Source organism: Campylobacter sp. BCW_6468, from assembly GCF_001762865.1.
GTDB classification, from domain to species: Bacteria; Campylobacterota; Campylobacteria; order Campylobacterales; family Campylobacteraceae; genus Campylobacter_D; species Campylobacter_D jejuni.
In genome coordinates, this window is the sequence record NZ_MJXQ01000035.1 from 57024 (window position 1) to 72586 (window position 15563).

The following is a 15563-nucleotide window of genomic DNA, read 5'->3' on the forward strand; positions in this document are numbered from 1 at the left end:
TATCTAGCCTTTTAAATTTGTAAAGTTAGACTTTTCTTGTACTTCATATTCAGATATAACGATCCATTCTTTAGCTATATCTTTATCACTTTTAATTTTGATCTTATTAAAAAACTGATCATAACCCTCAAAAAAACCATCTTTTTGATTTTCTACCAAAACTTCAAGTGAAACTTGATTTTTTTTCCTAAATTCATAATTATTTTTTTCTACTATGGATTTTAAAGTGTTTAGCCTTTCTTTAGCTAAAGTTCCATTTATCACATCTTTCATGGTAGCAGAATGCGTGTTGTTTCTAGGGCTAAAAATAAAAGCATGGATATGAGTGAGTGGAAATTCTTTAAAATTTCTTAAAGCTTCTTGCCATAGCTCTTCACTCTCGCCTGGATGAGCTACTATAAAATCCGTCCCTAAAGCATATCCTTTGCTTGCTATAGTATTAAAAAGCTTTAAATCATTATCCGTATGTGATCTTCTTCTCATTATACGAAGCATTTTTTCACTTGTATGTTGCAATGCAATATGTAAATGCCTTTCAAGCCAAGCTTCATCTAAAATTTCTAAAAAACTTTCATCAAGCTGTGCAGGTTCTAAACTACCTAACCTTATGCGTTTTATACCTAAAATTTGTCCCATTTTTTGCAAAAGCTTGCCTAGGGTTGTGCCATTTTTAAGCCCATATGAACCTATATTAGTCCCTGTTAAAACAATTTCACTATAACCATTAGCTCCCAAAATTTCAACCTGTTTTAAAAGAGCTTTTTCATCCACGCTTCTTGATTTTCCCCTCACGCTAGGAATAATACAATAAGAACAAGCAAAATCACAACCTTCTTGAATTTTCACAAAAGCTTTGGTATGATTTTCATACTCACAAACTATATCTTTATCAATAAAATTTAAATTTCCAAGTTCATAAAAACTTGTCTTTGCTCCTAAAAATTCATTGATTTTATCTTTATTTGACGCTCCAAGCACTCCAAAAACTTGCTTTTTATCTAAAAGCTCCTTACCTTTGCTTACAGCACCACAACCTGTAAGTATAACTTTAATACCTTTTTTTTGCATGGTATTTACATAAGACTTTATTCCGCTATCAGCTCCATTTGTAACCGTGCAAGAATTTACAACGATAATTTGTGCTTTATTCTCATCATTTATAATCTCATAATCTTTTACATAACTTTTTAAAAGCTCTGTATCATAAATATTTGTGCGACATCCAAAGGTTTTAAAAAAAACTTTTTCTTTCAATCCTTATTCCTTGCATGAAAATACATATTTTCATGATGTTGTTCAAAATGATTTTGATTTAAATTTCCTAAATATAAATTTTGCGATGGATAAGCAATTTTTATATCTTTATGCTTATTAAATTCTTTTATAATCTCTTTGCTAATCGTACTTCTTAATACCAAAGCCGCATAAGCATTAGTCATATACCATGCAGAAATTCGCATTCCCCAATGTTCAAAAAACATAAAAAACCTTGGCTCCACTTTAGGATTTTTAATACTATATTCATGTTGTAAACGAGCTATATTTTTTCTAGCAAGCTCAGTATAACCTTTGGCATGGCGTGTAACAATATTTTCCACAATTTCTTGAGCTTTGTCAAGATTGCTATCAAAAGTAACACTTATATCAATGCCATCAAGCACGGTTTTCATACCATGATGAGTATAATTAGCAAGCAAATTTGTAAAAACATAGTTATTAGGAATAAATATAATACGTCCACTACGACGATTTTTACTATAAGTTTCAAGCGTAAGTTCTTCATAAAGAGTAATGCGTAAAAAAGAAATATCTATAATATCTCCTATATAGGTAGTATCATTTTGAAAAACTTTTACACGATCCCCTACTCTAAAACTTCCGCCAAAAATAATCACACACCATCCAAGCATAGACATAAACATATCTTTCATAGCAATAGCTAAGCCTGCAGAAGCAAAACCAAGTATAGTTACAAGATAAGTAATATTTTCTATATAAGCAAAGAGCAAAATAAGAAAAATAATATTTATATTAATAAAATTAATAATCTTCGTAGCAGTATAATATCTTTCACTATCTTTAATGTATTTTTTAGCAATAAATTTCAACATAAAAGCTATAGCTATAACAATAACAATAGCAACAAGTATATTTACAGCCCTTAAGCTTTGAACTTTAATCTCAGCACTTACTCGAGAAAGCTCTTCATCAATTTTTTTCTCATAAACAGAATAAGAAACACTAGCAAAATTTAAAGCTTGCTCAAATTCTTCCAACTTTTTATCCGAAGCTTTTAAAGCTTCTATATTCTCAATACTTGGTTTAAGCTCAACTAATTCCTTAAGTTCTGAGTTTTTTTCCCTGATTTTATCTACTAAATTTTTAAAATCATTAAATTTAAATATATACTCTTCCTTTTCTCCTCTTAATTTCTTAATATGAGAAAAAGCTCCTATAATAGCCAAAGGATTAGTAAGCTTAGATAAAGTTTCTATATTATCAGGGGCGCTAAGACTTTGTGCAAAATTTAAATCTTTGTATTCTTTAAGCAAGCTCAATTGCTCTTCTAAATTTGCTATCTTGCGTTTAAGTTCTTCTTGTTGGTGAATATCGGAAGTCTTTTTTAAATTAAGATTTAAAATGATTAATTCATCATTTATATCTTGATATTTTATAAAATTTTCATAACGTATATTCCAAATACTAGCACTGATTACAGTATTTAAAGTATTAATTTTCTCATTTATATTATTAATAATAGTCCGATTTACATCACCAAAAGCAAAAACAACAAAAAAGGTTAAAATAATAATTTTTTTCATTGGAATTCTCTTAAAGTTGCAATTATATCTTCTTTAGAAATATCACCTTTTATCAAACCCTTGCCCAAAGGACTAGCAAGAACAAAATTGATTTTTTTATTAGAGCTTTTTTTATCCATGAAAAAAGCTTCATAAAATTCATCTACATTGTTGATTTTATATGATATTGGCAAACCGAATTTAAGTAAAATATCTTTTATTTTTTGACTTTGCATTTTATCCAAAAGCCCTAAATTTAAAGCCAATTGATTTGCCATAACCATACCTATAGCCACCGCTTCTCCGTGTAAATAAAGCTTATAATCTGTAAAATTTTCTATAACATGAGCAAAAGTATGACCATAATTTAAAAGCATTCTAAGCCCTGATTCTTTTTCATCTTGTTCAACAACCCTTGATTTAAGTTCTATGCTTCTTGCTATAATTTGAGTAAAAATTTCATTCTCACAAGTAGCATTTAAGAAACTTTTTTCATCAATTTTTTCTATAAAATCAAGTATACTATAATCAAACATTGCTGCCATTTTAATAAATTCAGCCATGCCTGCAGCAAGTTCTCTAGAGCTCAAAGTCTTTAAAAAAAAACTCTCACAATATACAGCTTTAGGTTGATAAAAAGTGCCAATAAGATTTTTACCAAAATTATTATTAACACCTGTTTTTCCACCTACTGCTGCATCAACACAAGCTAAAAGTGTAGTAGGAATATTTATAAAATCAATACCTCTTTGATAAATACTAGCAGCAAATCCGCCCATATCACTAATCACGCCACCACCAAAACTTATAAGTACGCTTTTTCTATCCAATTTAGAATTAAACATTTGGTTTAAAATTTCTTCCATGGTGCTTAAATTTTTATATTCTTCACCATCTTTTACAGTGGCAATAAAAATTTCTTTTGCCTTAATTTTAGAAAGTAATGTTTTCAAATGAAGACCTGAAATCTTAGGATTTGAAAGTATAAAAACCTTACTATCAAATTCTAATTCTTCAAGTTCATCAATATAAACCTTATAAGCATTTTCTTTTAACTTAACTTCTACTTGCATTGAACTACTCTTTTTGCATTTATTTTATCACATTTAATTAATTATTTATTCTACTGGTATGAAAAGTTGGTAATTTTGTCTCATTTTATAATAATGCCTATTTAAATTTGTACTTAAATTTCTGGCAAAATCTCTATTTAGTAATTCTTTTTGAAAACTCACAAATTGTAACAAATCTTCGCGATATTGCAAATTTAAAAGAGGGTTTTCATCATTTTTATTAATAATTTGTATATTTTTATCATAAAGCTTAGATAAACTTCTAAAATACTCCTCCATATCTGTAGTATTTTGAGAATTTGGATTATAATAATATAAAATAACTCCAAAATCAAGCTGTTTACTTAAATCAGTAATGACATTTGCATTGTTTTCAAGTTCACTCTCATCAGCACTTAAAATAATCGCTTCTTTAAGCTCATCAAAAGAAGCTTCACCCACCTTCATAATAGGAATTTTTAAATCAAAAAAAGCTTGTTTTTCTTTCTCAAAATTTTTTATATCAGTTACAACTAATCCTATATCATTATTTTGCAACCACATGGAAATTTGTTTAAAATCCGTGTTGAAATAATCAAAAAACACACCTTCTTTATCCTCAGAAAGTTTTTTTAATTTTTCATACATTACCCCTAATTTAGGATTGATAACATGTATAAAAAATCTTTTTGCATTGCTTTTTTGAGTTAATTTTAAAGTAGTATCAAGCACTCTTTCTTGCATATTTTGATTCATATTTTTCATATCAATTAAAGCAAAAACATTACTTCCAAAAGGCATAGGAAATTGCCCTGCTTTGCCTCTTATATTATGAAAAATACTTTGTAAAACAACAGGATCTCCAACGATCAAAATGCTATCATTTGGCTCTAAAACAAAAGATGGTTTTACAAAATAAATCTTAGAATTTCTATAAATAAGGACTATGCGCCACCTTTTTTGTTGTATTGAACTTATGTGCCTATAAGCAAAAATAGACCCTGCTGGAATTTTTACTTCCATAATCTCTCCAACCCCAAGTCCTATATACTGAGCTGTTAAAGCAATATCTGGTAAAAAATCCATAAATCTACGGCTTAAAGTCATTCTAGCATCAGCTAAATTTGCATGAGTATCATTAACACTTAACCCCCAAAAATCCATTATTTCTATTTCTAAATTTGGATTTAAAGAACGCAAAGCCTCATAACTTTTTTTAGTTTCAAATTCATCTTGCATATAAATAAAAGCCTGTTTAAAATCTTTACTTATAATATTTTCAAGACGCGCTGTGCTTGTAGGATCAAAATAATGCAAGTCAATATACTCACTAGAAATATTTAAGTTATTTTTTTCACTATTTTGACACACTACTGTAAAAAAGTAACCTAAGCCTTTTTCAAAACAAAGCCTTTCTAAGAAATGCTTTGCTAAAATACCATCTATTATAATTAAAATATTATTCATTTTAAACTCCAAAAAGGAAATTATAACAAATGGAATTTAAATTAAAGCATAAAGATGGAATGGCAAGGGTTTGTGAAATCACTACCGCACACAGCACTTTTTTAACCCCTGTTTTTATGCCTGTTGGCACAGTAGGAGCGGTTAAAAGTCTTGATGCTAATGATATGAAAAATGAGCTTGATGCAAAAATTATTTTAGCAAATACCTATCACATGTACTTGCGTCCAACTTCCAAAGTAGTAAAAGATTTTGGAGGTTTACATGGATTTACGAAATTTGATAGAAGTTTTTTAACCGATAGTGGTGGTTTTCAAGCTTTTTCTTTAAGTAAAAATTCCAAACATTTTAATGAAGGCATAGAATTTAAAAGTCACATTGATGGAAGTCGTCATCTTTTTACTCCAAAAAGTGTTTTAGATACTCAATATGATTTTAATTCTGATATTATGATGATTTTAGATGATTTAGTAGCCCTACCCGCAACCAAAGAAAGGGTTAAAATTTCTGTTGATCGCACTATACTTTGGGCAAAAGAGGCTATTACTTATCATAAAAATATGCAAAATAAAGGTATAGGTATAGGGCAAAATATTTTTGGTATTATCCAAGGTGGTACAGATTATGAAGAAAGAAAGCGTTGCGCTTTAAGTTTAAATGAAATGCCATTTGATGGTTTAGCTATAGGTGGGCTTAGCGTGGGCGAAGAAAACGCCTTGATGTACGAAACAGTCCAAAACTTAAACCCTTATCTAGATGAAAATCGTCCAAGATATTTAATGGGCGTAGGAACGCCTGAAGATTTAGTAGAAAATGTTGAGCGAGGAGTAGATATGTTTGACTGTGTGATGCCAACTAGAAATGCAAGAAATGGAACATTTTTCACAAGTTTTGGAAAATTTAATATCAAAAAAGCAGAATTTATCAACGATCATGAAGTTATAGATCCTACTTGCTCATGTTATACTTGTCGTAATTTTTCAAGGGGTTATTTAAACCATCTTTTTAAAGCTAAAGAACTTACTTTTTTTCGTTTGGCAAGTCTGCACAATCTACATTATTATCTTGAACTTGCAAGAAAGATGCGTGAAGCAATTTTGAACAATTCTTTTACGCAATTTAAAAGAAATTTTTATCACTTAAGAGGCAAATAAAATGCTAGAACTACACGAAAATCTAAAAAAAATCCTACAAGCAAAGAATTTAGAAACTTTTTATAGTGAAATTTATGGACAAAAAATTTTTGTTTATGTGGGATTAAATTTGGAAACTTGGCTTTTTAACGATGAAAAAATTTATAAACTTCAAGATGGAGAATTTAAGCTTTCTAGCATAGAAGAATTTTCAAATTTTATTAAATCCATTTTAGAAGATTTTAAAGTACAAAATACTCATTTTCAAAACCTTTTAGAACACAAAGAAGGTATTATCTTAAAAGGTGGTTTTGTTAAAAATTTTTACAAAAAATCCTTTGTGTTAAGACAAAAAATCAACAAAAATCTAAAGCAAATTAATCTTCTAAGCGAAGCTTTCAATCTTTTGCTTAGTGAACAAGCACAATATAAAAAACATTTAAAAATTTTAAATTTATCCATCAGCATCTTAAGTAAAAACACCAAAGAACATCTAGCAAGAATTGATACTCTTTATACATTAACAAATGCAATTAAAAATGAAAAAATGAATAAAAGTATTTATCTTTTAAGTATACTTTCTTCTATTTTCTTGCCTTTAAATTTGATCGTAGGATTTTTTGGAATGAATACTAATAATCTTTTTTTCAAAGATAGCCCTTATGGTACACTTTATATTTTTTCTTTGATTTGCTGTATTTTGATTGTAGGTTTTATATTTTATTATTCAAAAAAGACTAAAGAATTTGATTTAGATGAAGGTAAAAAAGCTAAAAAACAAACAAAATAAGCAAAATTTTGCTTATTTTAAGAATATTTATATATAATTTTAACTTATTTTTGCGCTCATAGCTCAGCTGGATAGAGCATTTGATTGCGGTTCAAAAGGCCAGAGGTTCGAATCCTCTTGAGCGCACCATCACTTCTTTTCTTAAATAATCTTGAATCATCTAAAATAATCATCTAAAGCATGATATAGCAATGTTTGAAAGCTTCTAAAATAATCTCAAATAATCAATTTTGACAATTTTAAAAGTATATGTTATAGTATATGTTAAATTTTAAAATTCAAAAATAACATATACTTTTTAACATAGGAATATTAAAAATGATTATTGTTAATGATAAGCAACTTAAAACTTTAATTGTAAAAAAAGAACATATATTAAAGATGCATACACAAAAAATCTCTACATCGAAGCAAAAGATTCGCTAAAAGGTACTATTATCTTTTTTTTATTTTAGATATAGGTTAAACAAAAAAATACAAAGTATTAAAATAGGAAAATACCCAACAACCACACTGTCAAGCGCAAGAGAAAAAGCAAATATTTTTAATAATATGTTAACTGAAAAAATTGATCCCAAGGAACAAATTCAAAAAGAAGATATAAAAAAATCAAAAACCCTAATAATACACTTAAATTCTTATTTAGAGGCTGAAAATAATCTACAAAAAATCAAGATTTTAGTCAAAATATATCAAAATTTACAAAAATGTAGCCGAACTCCTGATCTTATTGATATAAAAGAACTTGAATTTAACAAAGAAGACATTTTCGAAGAATTATTTTATGCTTTAGGCGGTTTAGGAGGTATATATTCCGTAGAAATGATACAATCTAGAATTGCAAATTTCATCAAAATACTTCGCGGAGAACCTAAACTTTTATTAGAACAATTTTAAACACATAGACTTCTTCTTGAAGTCTATGCAAATACTCAATTTTAGAAAAATTAATTATTCAATAACGCAGCTTTTATTGTATCATTTGTTGCTTTGGCATATATAGTAGTAGTATTTAGATTTGCATGTCTTAGAATTTTTTGTATGACCACAAGGTTTGTTCCTTTGGCTATTAATCTCATGGCTAAAGTGTGTCTAAGCAAATGAAGTCCTTTTTTGCTGATCAAAGCTTTAGCGTAAATATTATTTACAATCAAAAAAGCATTACTTCTATTTAAATGTTTTCCTGTGCTAGTTTGCATTATGTAATCACTATCTTGGATATTTTCTTTAAAATATTCAAGCTCATCATCTACTTCTTCTTTTTTAATAAATGCAAATTGTTCTTTACCGCCCTTGCCTATTATGGATATTTTTAATATTTCATCATCAACCTCTTCAAAATCACAAAGTTTTACATTTAAAGCTTCAGAAATTCTAAGTCCTCCATAAAGCATAAGTTTTATCAGTAAAGAGTTTCTAAAACTATTATAAACTTCTTTTTTGCTTTTTCTTTCTCTAAAACATTATTTAGCCTTATAATTTCATTTTCATTAAGATAATTTAATTTTTCTTCTGATTTTTCTGTTCTAAATCTAATTTTCTTCATATCAAAGGAAAAAACAAACAAATCATCATTATTATCGCTTATAAAAGAAAAAAAGCTAGTTAATACTCTCAAATAAGTTATTTTTGTTTTTTTTGATAGTTTATTGCCATTTTTTGAATTATTTTCTAAATAATTAAGAAAATTGACTAAAAAAGTCGTTTTTATATCGTTTATTTGCATTTCATCTTGATAATCTAAAGAATATTCTACAAATTCTAGTAAAATACGCCTATAAAGTAAAAAAGTATTATTTGAATAGGATAATGCTTGAATATGTTTCAAATAAGTTTCTATCCAACGCTCTAAATCTTCGCTTATTGTAGTATTTTTAAGTTTCATTTTATTTATATCCTTTTTTTTATAACATAATTAAATATTATGTTATATATTTTAAATTATATCATAAAAATATTTATATTTTTGCATTATTTGTCTATTTATACAATTTTTTATTAATATTATGGTATAATTTATATATTTTAACAAATAAAGGATAAAAATGGAAAAAAATACAATAAATAATGAAAATATTCAAAAAAATGAAATATTAATTCCAAAAAGAGTATTATTTGATGAAAAAACATTAAAAATGATAGAAATGATGATTCCTGCTTACAAAGATGAAATTTCTAATGTAGCTAAAGAAAATGAGAAAATTAATCAAATGATTAAGCTTGCTATAGAAAAAATGTTTAAAAATGATTTTTCGAATAAAATAAATAATTTTTAATTAGGTTTTTTATGAATAATGTTTTGTTGCACAGAATAACTGAGAAAGGAAACATTCGCTATTATAGCATAGAAATTATTACCACTCTATTTGAGGAATATATGGTTGAGAGAGTTTACGGAAATGTGCGTTTTAAAAGTTGCACAGGAAGAAAAAATAATGTATTTCCAAGTTTTAATGAGGCACAAATTTTTTTGAGAAGTTAAAGAAACAAAAAATGAAAAAAGGGTATGCGTAAGTTTTTGCTCAAAAAATAAGAAAAAACATTGATAAAATAGGCTTTTGAGATAAGCTTTTAGCTAAACTCTCAAAAACAGGTAAAAAATCCTTATCAAATCCGCTAATTTCAATTTTTATAGCCATTTGTATCCTTTCTTATATAATTTTTATTTTTATTATACCATAAAGGATTTTGTTGTAAAATTGGAAAAAACTTTTTTTATATATAAAATTACATAAATAAGACAATCAAAATACAATACAAAAGATTAAAGAATATAGTAAAAACGGTTTTTTAAAAAAACTAATATAAAATATATGGCTAATTATATAATTAATCCTCCTCTAAGCCATCATTAATTCCTGCTTCTGCAAGTTCAAGCTGTTCTTTTTGATACACTTTATCATCTTTAAAGGCTTCAAAACTTTTTTCCCATAAAACCTTTCTTTGCTCTATATATTCTTGATCTTTACACATATTAATCCTTTTTATTTATCAGGTTTAAAACCACTATCTAAAATTATTTTTGTCATTGCACCTTTAAGTTTATCAAAACGATTTAAAGCTTGCATATTACTAACTCTAAGCAATCTTATTTTATCATCTTTTTTATAAAACACTTTAAAAACTTCATCACTTTGTTTGTGTTTTACTATATCATCTAAAGTAGGACTACCTATGAATTCATATTCTTTGGTAAAATCTTATCTAAATCTAAAAAGTGCATACCTAGAAATATCGAAGTCCGTTTATTTCCATCAGCAAATGGATGAAATTTTACACAGGAAAATATTAAATGTGTAATTTTATCAGTTATTGTAGGATAATAATCATCGTTTTTTATATACTCTAATGCACTAGCCAAATATCCTACTTTGTGTTTCATTATAACCACTTAATCCGCCTGTTTTTTCAATAATCTTTTCGTGTATAGCAATAGCTTCGCTTAGTTCTATATATTTCATTTATTTTTAAGTCTTTGAAACACCGCATTTATAGCAGGTTTTTCTAACTCTTTTTCCATTTTTGCCATAGTTTTTTTAACTGCTTCTCTCTCAGCTAAATATTCTTTATTATTTTTTTGTTGCGTATTATATTCTGTGGTTTTCATTTTACTACCCTCTTTATTCTTTCAATTAATATCCTAAATACTGTATAGACTATTTTAACATTTATATTTGATTAGCAAATCAATATGAAGCTAAAAAAATTAATTTGCTAATTATACCCAAATTAATTTTCATTAAGCAATAAATAAAACAATCAAGTCAAAAAAATCCGTTTCAAACCCCTAAAAAATAGGCATTCTGTAACAAAAATACTTGCAAAAATTATTAAAAAATGGTATAATTATGTTATATAAATTGAGAAAGGAGTTGCTTATGACTCTTATTATTGAAAATGTTAATGAAAATTTTTTACCTGCATTCAAGGGTTTAGCAAAAAGCATAAATGCCAAATGTAAAATTTCTAAGCCTAAGTTGAGTAGTTTTGAAAGTAAGATATTAAATGCAAGCAAAGAACTTGATAAAGAAAAAAAAGTCAATACTGCATTAAGCTTTAATTCGCATCAAGACTTTGTGAAAGCTTATCAAAATGGCAAAATATAAAATTTATTACCATAAAGATTTTATAAAAGCTTACAAAAAAAATAAGCGATGAAGAGCGTAAAATAACTGATGAAGTTATTGTAAAACTTTCTAATGATGAGAATTTAGAACCTAAATATAAAGATCATCAATTAAAAGGTGTATTAAAAGATTTTAGAGAATGTCATATAAAGTCTAACTTGTTATTAATTTATCAAAAACATAATAATGAGTTAGAGCTAAATATTTTAAAACTAGGTAGTCATAGTAAGTTATTTAAAAAATATTGAAAGGAATAAAGATGGATAAATGTAGGAAAAAAGCAAAAGTGACTACAACCGAAAAACTCATACTTGTTCTTTGGCTTTCTTGCGGAGTTGCAGCTATTGTTTTGCTTTTGTGTTATTCCTTGCTAAAAATATAAAAATAGTTCCCTATGATGAGAAAAAGCATGGGGGAACAAGTGAAATTGGGGGATATATAGAAAGCGATCCTCGTAAATTTGATTATATATTCGGTGCTATACGAGATCACTAAGCCTAACTAAAAAGCTAGACTTATTTTTTGCTCATAGCATCAAATAAACCTTGAGCTTCTTTTGCAAGCTCATTACCTGATTTACTTGCATCTTGTATCATATAAGAGCTAGGATTTACTCCCATTCTCCTGTTAGCATCTTGTTCTACTATGGCATCTTTAGCACTATTATTGACCACATTAGAAGTACTTGTTCCTTGATTTTTGAAATTACTTATAGCAGCCCCACTTTGTTGGTTAAATTCATTTCTTATATTATCCCCCCCCCCCTGTTGTTCCTAAGCTGTTTAACTTATTTTGATTAGCTACTGCATCATTATTATGAGCATTATTAGCTCCTACACTTGAAGGACTGTAATAAGATTTATTGCTAACATCATGATTTCTATCAGCATTTGGCTTAGCTGTATTCATATTAGCATAATGCAACAAGCCTTGCAAATCCCCCCCCCCTTGCGGCTAAGTTTTCTAACCCTTTAGCTGCAGCAGCAACTTGTTGTTCTCTAGTTCCACCCAAATTATTTTCAGCAATGTAATTTTCAGCCATATTAGGTAAAATTACTTGCCTGTATAGCTTCACTGTATTGACTTGCTTCACTATAAGAATGTGCTTTTTGTTTGGCATCAGCAAATTCACTACCTGTGCTTGTAGATAGAGCATTAGAATAAGCAGAAGCCACACTATCATTAGATTTAATGATATTGCCAAGTTTTTCAGCATACATTTTATCAAATGCAGCCTACCCTTCTTTACTTAGGCTTCTTGAATATTCTTGTGTTTCAGTTGAGCCTGTGCCTATTGAAGCTGTCCCTTTAATTTCTCCACCTATTTTTCCACCATTTCCAAAGATTGCAATCCCTGCTGAGCCACTAGCATAAGCGCTAATACTTCCTTCTAAAGCTTTTTTGTCTGTTTCAGAGAAGCTAGATTTATCGCTTAATGCTTCATTCATAGTTTCTTTTAAAGCTTTCGTTTCTGCTTTCTCAATTGCTTTAGTATCTTCTATACTCCTGCACCATGATTTCTAAGATAATCAGAGGTAATACCGTGATTAATGCCTGTTTTGTGAGTATCGGCAATAGAATTAGCAAGAGAATCTTGTCTAGTTTGAGTTTCGCTTTGTGCGTGTTTTGCATCAAGTCCTATTCATATTAGAAATTTCACCATGATTTCCCAAAGCAAAACTTGTACCTGTATTCACATCTCTAGCTGTTGTTCCACCCCCTGTTATACTAGACATGCTAAATCTACCACCCCCTGCACTTATAGCACTTTGCAAGCTCATCACCCCTGCATTCATCGCCCAAACTTCATCTCCTCTAAGAGCAGCAATGCTAGTTTGTGTAGATAAGGCTTGCTGATTTGCAAAGCTTCCAGCAGCTCTTGAAGCACCTGTTAGAGCTTGAGATAATCCAGAAGCAAAAGTTACAAATCCTTGTTCACTTGCTTTAGCTATAGCATAAGCTAAAACAGGAGTACTCATTACAAGATAATTCATGAAATTTGATCTATTTGCTACTTCTTTGAATATAAGAATGTTATCTCCTAAGCTTAAAGCTGCTTTTCCACCTGTTATCACCTGTGCAACATTCATAAGATTAAAATCATTTATAAAATTAATAATACAAAGTATAGGAGTCCAAAGTACTATCCAAATACATAGAGTAAAAAACATCTTAATATGAGCATAAGAGCCAAACACAATAGAAAGCAAAGCAACAAGCCAAGACAAACCTATGATAATAGCTGTTAAATAAGCTTTAGCTAAAGGCAAATAAGTTTGTGCCAAGTGTCCTTGTGCTTGCATACTTGCATAAAATTGCTGATCCGCATAAGCAGTATTTGCAGCCACAGAAGCAGGATTTAAACCTACTGATTTAGCGGTATTAATGATTGCATCTTGAGAAGCAAGCATTATCATGGATTGTTGCAAATAAGATCTAGCACTTACAGCTTGTTCGTTATAGATTTGTGCAGCGCCTAAGAACTTTTGCTCATAATTTGCCATATCATTCGCCATACCAAGCAAAGCAGCATGAATCTTCATAGCTTCATCTGTATCGTTTTTAATCATTTCAACGATTTGAGGACCTGCATCAGAACAAGGCACAATACTTTGTTTTTCAATATTATTGTTATTTTCAAACAAAGGAGTAAGCTGAGAGCCATTGCCTATGTTTGTGAAAAGATCTTGTATTAAATTATCAGAGTTTTGAAAAAGATTTCTACCTTGTTGATTAAGCAAGATACCTACTGAAACGCAGTTTCTAAAGTAAAAATCAATATTTTTTTGTAAAGTTGCATCAATAGCCGAAAGCTTTACGCTTGGCAAAGTACTCATCACTTGAAGTGAAAAACCTAAACCTGCATTAGAAAAATTTGTAGATTGTGGAGTTGAAAAATGTTTTTCCATAGCTTCTAGGATAACCTTCTCAAATTGCGTCATCAATGCAAAGCTTTTTCCTATACCTATAGGAATTTGAGAAATGACATAATCTTTGCTAGTGACTTCATCGTAAATCATGAAGCGGTGATTATTGTCATTTGGTGCTTTTAAAAACATGTACCACACTACAGCAAAAAGCATAAACATTTTTCCAAATTCAAACACAGGACTTGTTTGTCCATCCATTGCTTTTTTGATACTGAAAAGCAATAATGAAATAGCCAAGGCTGCATTAACGATATAATCTGTTTCAGTGGTTATACCTTTAACCGCCTGCATGATTTCATTTATCACATCGCCATAACCCCAAGTATAGATTAGATTTCCATTAGCTATGTTTGTAGCACCAAATAAAAATGAAGATGCAAAAAACAAAGTGCTAAAGAATAACAAGTAAAATCTTTTCATGGATTATATTAAAGAAGTTAAAGAGTTTGTTTGGTGTAATTATAAAAGGGTGCAACGCCAAAGGGCTGCAACCCTTTAGCGTTAATTTACCGCCCAGAAGGGAGGTGAGTTTTAATGCTCAAAATTGTTCTAATAATTATACTCTTAATGCTTTGCTATGTCAAGGCTTATTGAGTATCCCCTGCTTTTGCAGGGTTTAGAACAATCCCTTTGGTTTAACCAAACAAACTTTTAACTAAGCCTATCTTCCTTTCTATTGATTTATTTTATTTTTTAATTTATATTTTTCTTGCTTATGCTAAAAGATAAGATTCAATCATAAATAAAATATATTAAGAAGTCAAAGAATTTGTTTGGTATAATTGCATTAAGGGTTTTGCCACAAGGCTGCAACCCTGTGGCATAATCACACCCTAGAAAGGGGGTGAACTATATGACACGACTCATACTTATAATTATACTAATTTGTATAATTACTGTCAAGGCTTATTAGCCTTGCCCCTTTGGGGGTGAGTTTCCCCTTGTGGCTTACCAAACAAACTTTTAACTAAACTTCTCTTCTTCTATTGAATTTCTATATTATTTTATATTTTTAATATTTGCACCAAATAAAAATGAAGGTGCAAAAAACAAAGTGCTAAAGAATAACAAGTAAAATCTTTTCATGGACTATATTAAAGAAGTTAAAGAGTTTGTTTGGTATAATTATAAAAGGTAGATGCCAAAGGCGGCTACCTTTGGCATTAATCATAACCTAGAAAGGCGGTGATTAAATTGTCCAATAAAATTATAGTAATAATTATACTACTTTGTATAATTATAGTCAAGTGTTATTAACACTTGACT

At 28.8% G+C, this 15563-nt stretch carries 18 protein-coding genes, 1 tRNA gene and 4 pseudogenes; 8 read left to right on the plus strand and 15 right to left on the minus strand.

Translation table 11 applies throughout. The features are described 5' to 3' along the window. Positions 1-3 precede the first annotated feature (3 nt). Genes mtaB through AJ889_RS05520 form a run of 4 tightly spaced genes read right to left on the minus strand, consistent with a single transcriptional unit; the run spans position 4 to position 5320 of the window. Complete coding sequence (mtaB, locus tag AJ889_RS05505; RefSeq protein ID WP_002858158.1) at positions 4-1254, minus strand: tRNA (N(6)-L-threonylcarbamoyladenosine(37)-C(2))-methylthiotransferase MtaB; 1251 nt, start codon at positions 1252-1254, stop codon at positions 4-6. Further along, complete coding sequence (locus tag AJ889_RS05510; RefSeq protein WP_002908684.1) at positions 1251-2822, minus strand: mechanosensitive ion channel family protein; 1572 nt, start codon at positions 2820-2822, stop codon at positions 1251-1253. Before AJ889_RS05510 ends, mtaB begins: the two co-directional genes overlap by 4 nt. Then, positions 2819-3874 carry a 3-dehydroquinate synthase gene (gene aroB / locus AJ889_RS05515; protein WP_002902301.1) on the minus strand — a complete coding sequence of 352 codons (1056 nt, stop codon included), beginning with the start codon at positions 3872-3874 and terminating at the stop codon, positions 2819-2821. The genes AJ889_RS05510 and aroB overlap by 4 nt, the downstream gene beginning before the upstream one ends. A gap of 45 nt (positions 3875-3919) precedes the next feature. Further along, a complete protein-coding gene (locus AJ889_RS05520; RefSeq protein WP_002908687.1) occupies positions 3920-5320 on the minus strand; it encodes a COG3400 family protein in 1401 nt (466 codons plus the stop codon). Positions 5321-5349: 29 nt separating this feature from the next. Here AJ889_RS05520 and tgt point away from each other — a divergent pair, with 29 nt between their 5' ends. The 4 genes and pseudogenes from tgt to AJ889_RS05540 form a co-directional block, all read left to right on the plus strand. Beyond that, positions 5350-6471 carry a tRNA guanosine(34) transglycosylase Tgt gene (gene tgt / locus AJ889_RS05525; protein WP_002868669.1) on the plus strand — a complete coding sequence of 374 codons (1122 nt, stop codon included), beginning with the start codon at positions 5350-5352 and terminating at the stop codon, positions 6469-6471. Between the two features lies 1 nt (position 6472). Next, positions 6473-7240: a magnesium transporter CorA family protein gene (locus AJ889_RS05530; RefSeq protein WP_002852995.1), complete on the plus strand. Its 768-nt coding sequence runs from the start codon at positions 6473-6475 to the stop codon at positions 7238-7240. A 52-nt stretch (positions 7241-7292) separates the two neighbouring features. After that, positions 7293-7369: transfer RNA gene (locus AJ889_RS05535), tRNA-Arg, on the plus strand. A 324-nt stretch (positions 7370-7693) separates the two neighbouring features. Next, positions 7694-8137 (plus strand): annotated as a pseudogene (locus AJ889_RS05540) (Arm DNA-binding domain-containing protein); the annotation flags it as partial. Positions 8138-8187: 50 nt separating this feature from the next. Here AJ889_RS05540 and AJ889_RS09875 read toward each other — a convergent pair. Next, positions 8188-9125: pseudogene (locus AJ889_RS09875) on the minus strand (tyrosine-type recombinase/integrase). Positions 9126-9285: 160 nt separating this feature from the next. Between AJ889_RS09875 and AJ889_RS05550 the strand changes: the two are divergent. Beyond that, a complete protein-coding gene (locus AJ889_RS05550) occupies positions 9286-9516 on the plus strand; it encodes a mobilization protein (protein ID WP_070293290.1) in 231 nt (76 codons plus the stop codon). Positions 9517-10069: 553 nt separating this feature from the next. Here the strand turns inward: AJ889_RS05550 and AJ889_RS09440 are convergent. The 4 genes and pseudogenes from AJ889_RS09440 to AJ889_RS09445 all read right to left on the minus strand — a co-directional run bounded on the left by AJ889_RS09440 (position 10070) and on the right by AJ889_RS09445 (position 10847). Continuing rightward, complete coding sequence (locus AJ889_RS09440) at positions 10070-10213, minus strand: hypothetical protein (RefSeq protein WP_002807233.1); 144 nt, start codon at positions 10211-10213, stop codon at positions 10070-10072. Between the two features lie 11 nt (positions 10214-10224). After that, on the minus strand, positions 10225-10356 hold the full coding sequence (locus AJ889_RS09685) for a hypothetical protein (protein ID WP_002887130.1): 132 nt from the start codon (positions 10354-10356) through the stop codon (positions 10225-10227). Between the two features lie 86 nt (positions 10357-10442). Next, a pseudogene (locus AJ889_RS05560) lies at positions 10443-10701 on the minus strand (type II toxin-antitoxin system death-on-curing family toxin); the annotation flags it as partial. Further along, on the minus strand, positions 10698-10847 hold the full coding sequence (locus tag AJ889_RS09445) for a hypothetical protein (RefSeq protein ID WP_002807582.1): 150 nt from the start codon (positions 10845-10847) through the stop codon (positions 10698-10700). The pseudogene AJ889_RS05560 and the gene AJ889_RS09445, both read right to left, overlap by 4 nt. A 271-nt stretch (positions 10848-11118) precedes the next feature. On the opposite strand from AJ889_RS09445, the gene AJ889_RS05565 reads away from it, so the two are divergent. The 3 genes and pseudogenes from AJ889_RS05565 to AJ889_RS09690 all read left to right on the plus strand — a co-directional run bounded on the left by AJ889_RS05565 (position 11119) and on the right by AJ889_RS09690 (position 11749). Then, entirely contained in the window at positions 11119-11346 is a 228-nt protein-coding gene (locus AJ889_RS05565; protein ID WP_002782139.1) for a hypothetical protein, read from the plus strand. Then, positions 11333-11615: pseudogene (locus AJ889_RS09215) on the plus strand (type II toxin-antitoxin system YafQ family toxin). Before AJ889_RS05565 ends, AJ889_RS09215 begins: the two are co-directional and overlap by 14 nt. Positions 11616-11626: 11 nt before the next feature. Beyond that, a complete protein-coding gene (locus AJ889_RS09690) occupies positions 11627-11749 on the plus strand; it encodes a hypothetical protein (protein ID WP_002872489.1) in 123 nt (40 codons plus the stop codon). A gap of 133 nt (positions 11750-11882) precedes the next feature. Here AJ889_RS09690 and AJ889_RS09695 read toward each other — a convergent pair whose 3' ends face one another. The 6 genes from AJ889_RS09695 to AJ889_RS09720 all read right to left on the minus strand — a co-directional run bounded on the left by AJ889_RS09695 (position 11883) and on the right by AJ889_RS09720 (position 14702). Further along, positions 11883-12041: a hypothetical protein gene (locus AJ889_RS09695; protein WP_224326998.1), complete on the minus strand. Its 159-nt coding sequence runs from the start codon at positions 12039-12041 to the stop codon at positions 11883-11885. A gap of 76 nt (positions 12042-12117) precedes the next feature. Next, the gene (locus AJ889_RS09700; protein ID WP_230125115.1) at positions 12118-12303 is read right to left on the minus strand and encodes a hypothetical protein; all 186 of its coding nucleotides are present in this window, start codon (positions 12301-12303) and stop codon (positions 12118-12120) included. Further along, positions 12278-12409, minus strand: a complete 132-nt coding sequence (locus AJ889_RS09705; protein ID WP_257044518.1) for a hypothetical protein — start codon at positions 12407-12409, stop codon at positions 12278-12280. The genes AJ889_RS09700 and AJ889_RS09705 overlap by 26 nt, the downstream gene beginning before the upstream one ends. 1 nt (position 12410) lies before the next feature. Next, complete coding sequence (locus AJ889_RS09710) at positions 12411-12587, minus strand: hypothetical protein (RefSeq protein WP_002870217.1); 177 nt, start codon at positions 12585-12587, stop codon at positions 12411-12413. A gap of 15 nt (positions 12588-12602) precedes the next feature. Further along, positions 12603-12815: a hypothetical protein gene (locus AJ889_RS09715; RefSeq protein WP_032585078.1), complete on the minus strand. Its 213-nt coding sequence runs from the start codon at positions 12813-12815 to the stop codon at positions 12603-12605. Positions 12816-12998: 183 nt separating this feature from the next. After that, positions 12999-14702: a conjugal transfer protein TraG N-terminal domain-containing protein gene (locus AJ889_RS09720; protein ID WP_032585081.1), complete on the minus strand. Its 1704-nt coding sequence runs from the start codon at positions 14700-14702 to the stop codon at positions 12999-13001. Between the last annotated feature and the right edge of the window lie 861 nt (positions 14703-15563).

Bases quoted from the DNA above. Each gene is read 5' to 3' on its own strand.
- AJ889_RS05520 (WP_002908687.1), bottom strand. From the start codon at position 5,320: ATGAATAATATTTTAATTATAATAGATGGTATTTTAGCAAAGCATTTC.
- AJ889_RS09705 (WP_257044518.1), bottom strand. From the start codon at position 12,409: ATGGCTGAAAATTACATTGCTGAAAATAATTTGGGTGGAACTAGAGAA.
- AJ889_RS05565 (WP_002782139.1), top strand. From the start codon at position 11,119: ATGACTCTTATTATTGAAAATGTTAATGAAAATTTTTTACCTGCATTC.
- AJ889_RS09715 (WP_032585078.1), bottom strand. From the start codon at position 12,815: ATGAATGAAGCATTAAGCGATAAATCTAGCTTCTCTGAAACAGACAAA.
- aroB (WP_002902301.1), bottom strand. From the start codon at position 3,874: ATGCAAGTAGAAGTTAAGTTAAAAGAAAATGCTTATAAGGTTTATATT.
- AJ889_RS05510 (WP_002908684.1), bottom strand. From the start codon at position 2,822: ATGAAAAAAATTATTATTTTAACCTTTTTTGTTGTTTTTGCTTTTGGT.
- AJ889_RS09440 (WP_002807233.1), bottom strand. From the start codon at position 10,213: ATGTGTAAAGATCAAGAATATATAGAGCAAAGAAAGGTTTTATGGGAA.
- AJ889_RS09710 (WP_002870217.1), bottom strand. From the start codon at position 12,587: ATGTATGCTGAAAAACTTGGCAATATCATTAAATCTAATGATAGTGTG.
- AJ889_RS09445 (WP_002807582.1), bottom strand. From the start codon at position 10,847: ATGAAAACCACAGAATATAATACGCAACAAAAAAATAATAAAGAATAT.
- AJ889_RS09690 (WP_002872489.1), top strand. From the start codon at position 11,627: ATGGATAAATGTAGGAAAAAAGCAAAAGTGACTACAACCGAAAAACTC.
- AJ889_RS05550 (WP_070293290.1), top strand. From the start codon at position 9,286: ATGGAAAAAAATACAATAAATAATGAAAATATTCAAAAAAATGAAATA.
- tgt (WP_002868669.1), top strand. From the start codon at position 5,350: ATGGAATTTAAATTAAAGCATAAAGATGGAATGGCAAGGGTTTGTGAA.
- AJ889_RS05530 (WP_002852995.1), top strand. From the start codon at position 6,473: ATGCTAGAACTACACGAAAATCTAAAAAAAATCCTACAAGCAAAGAAT.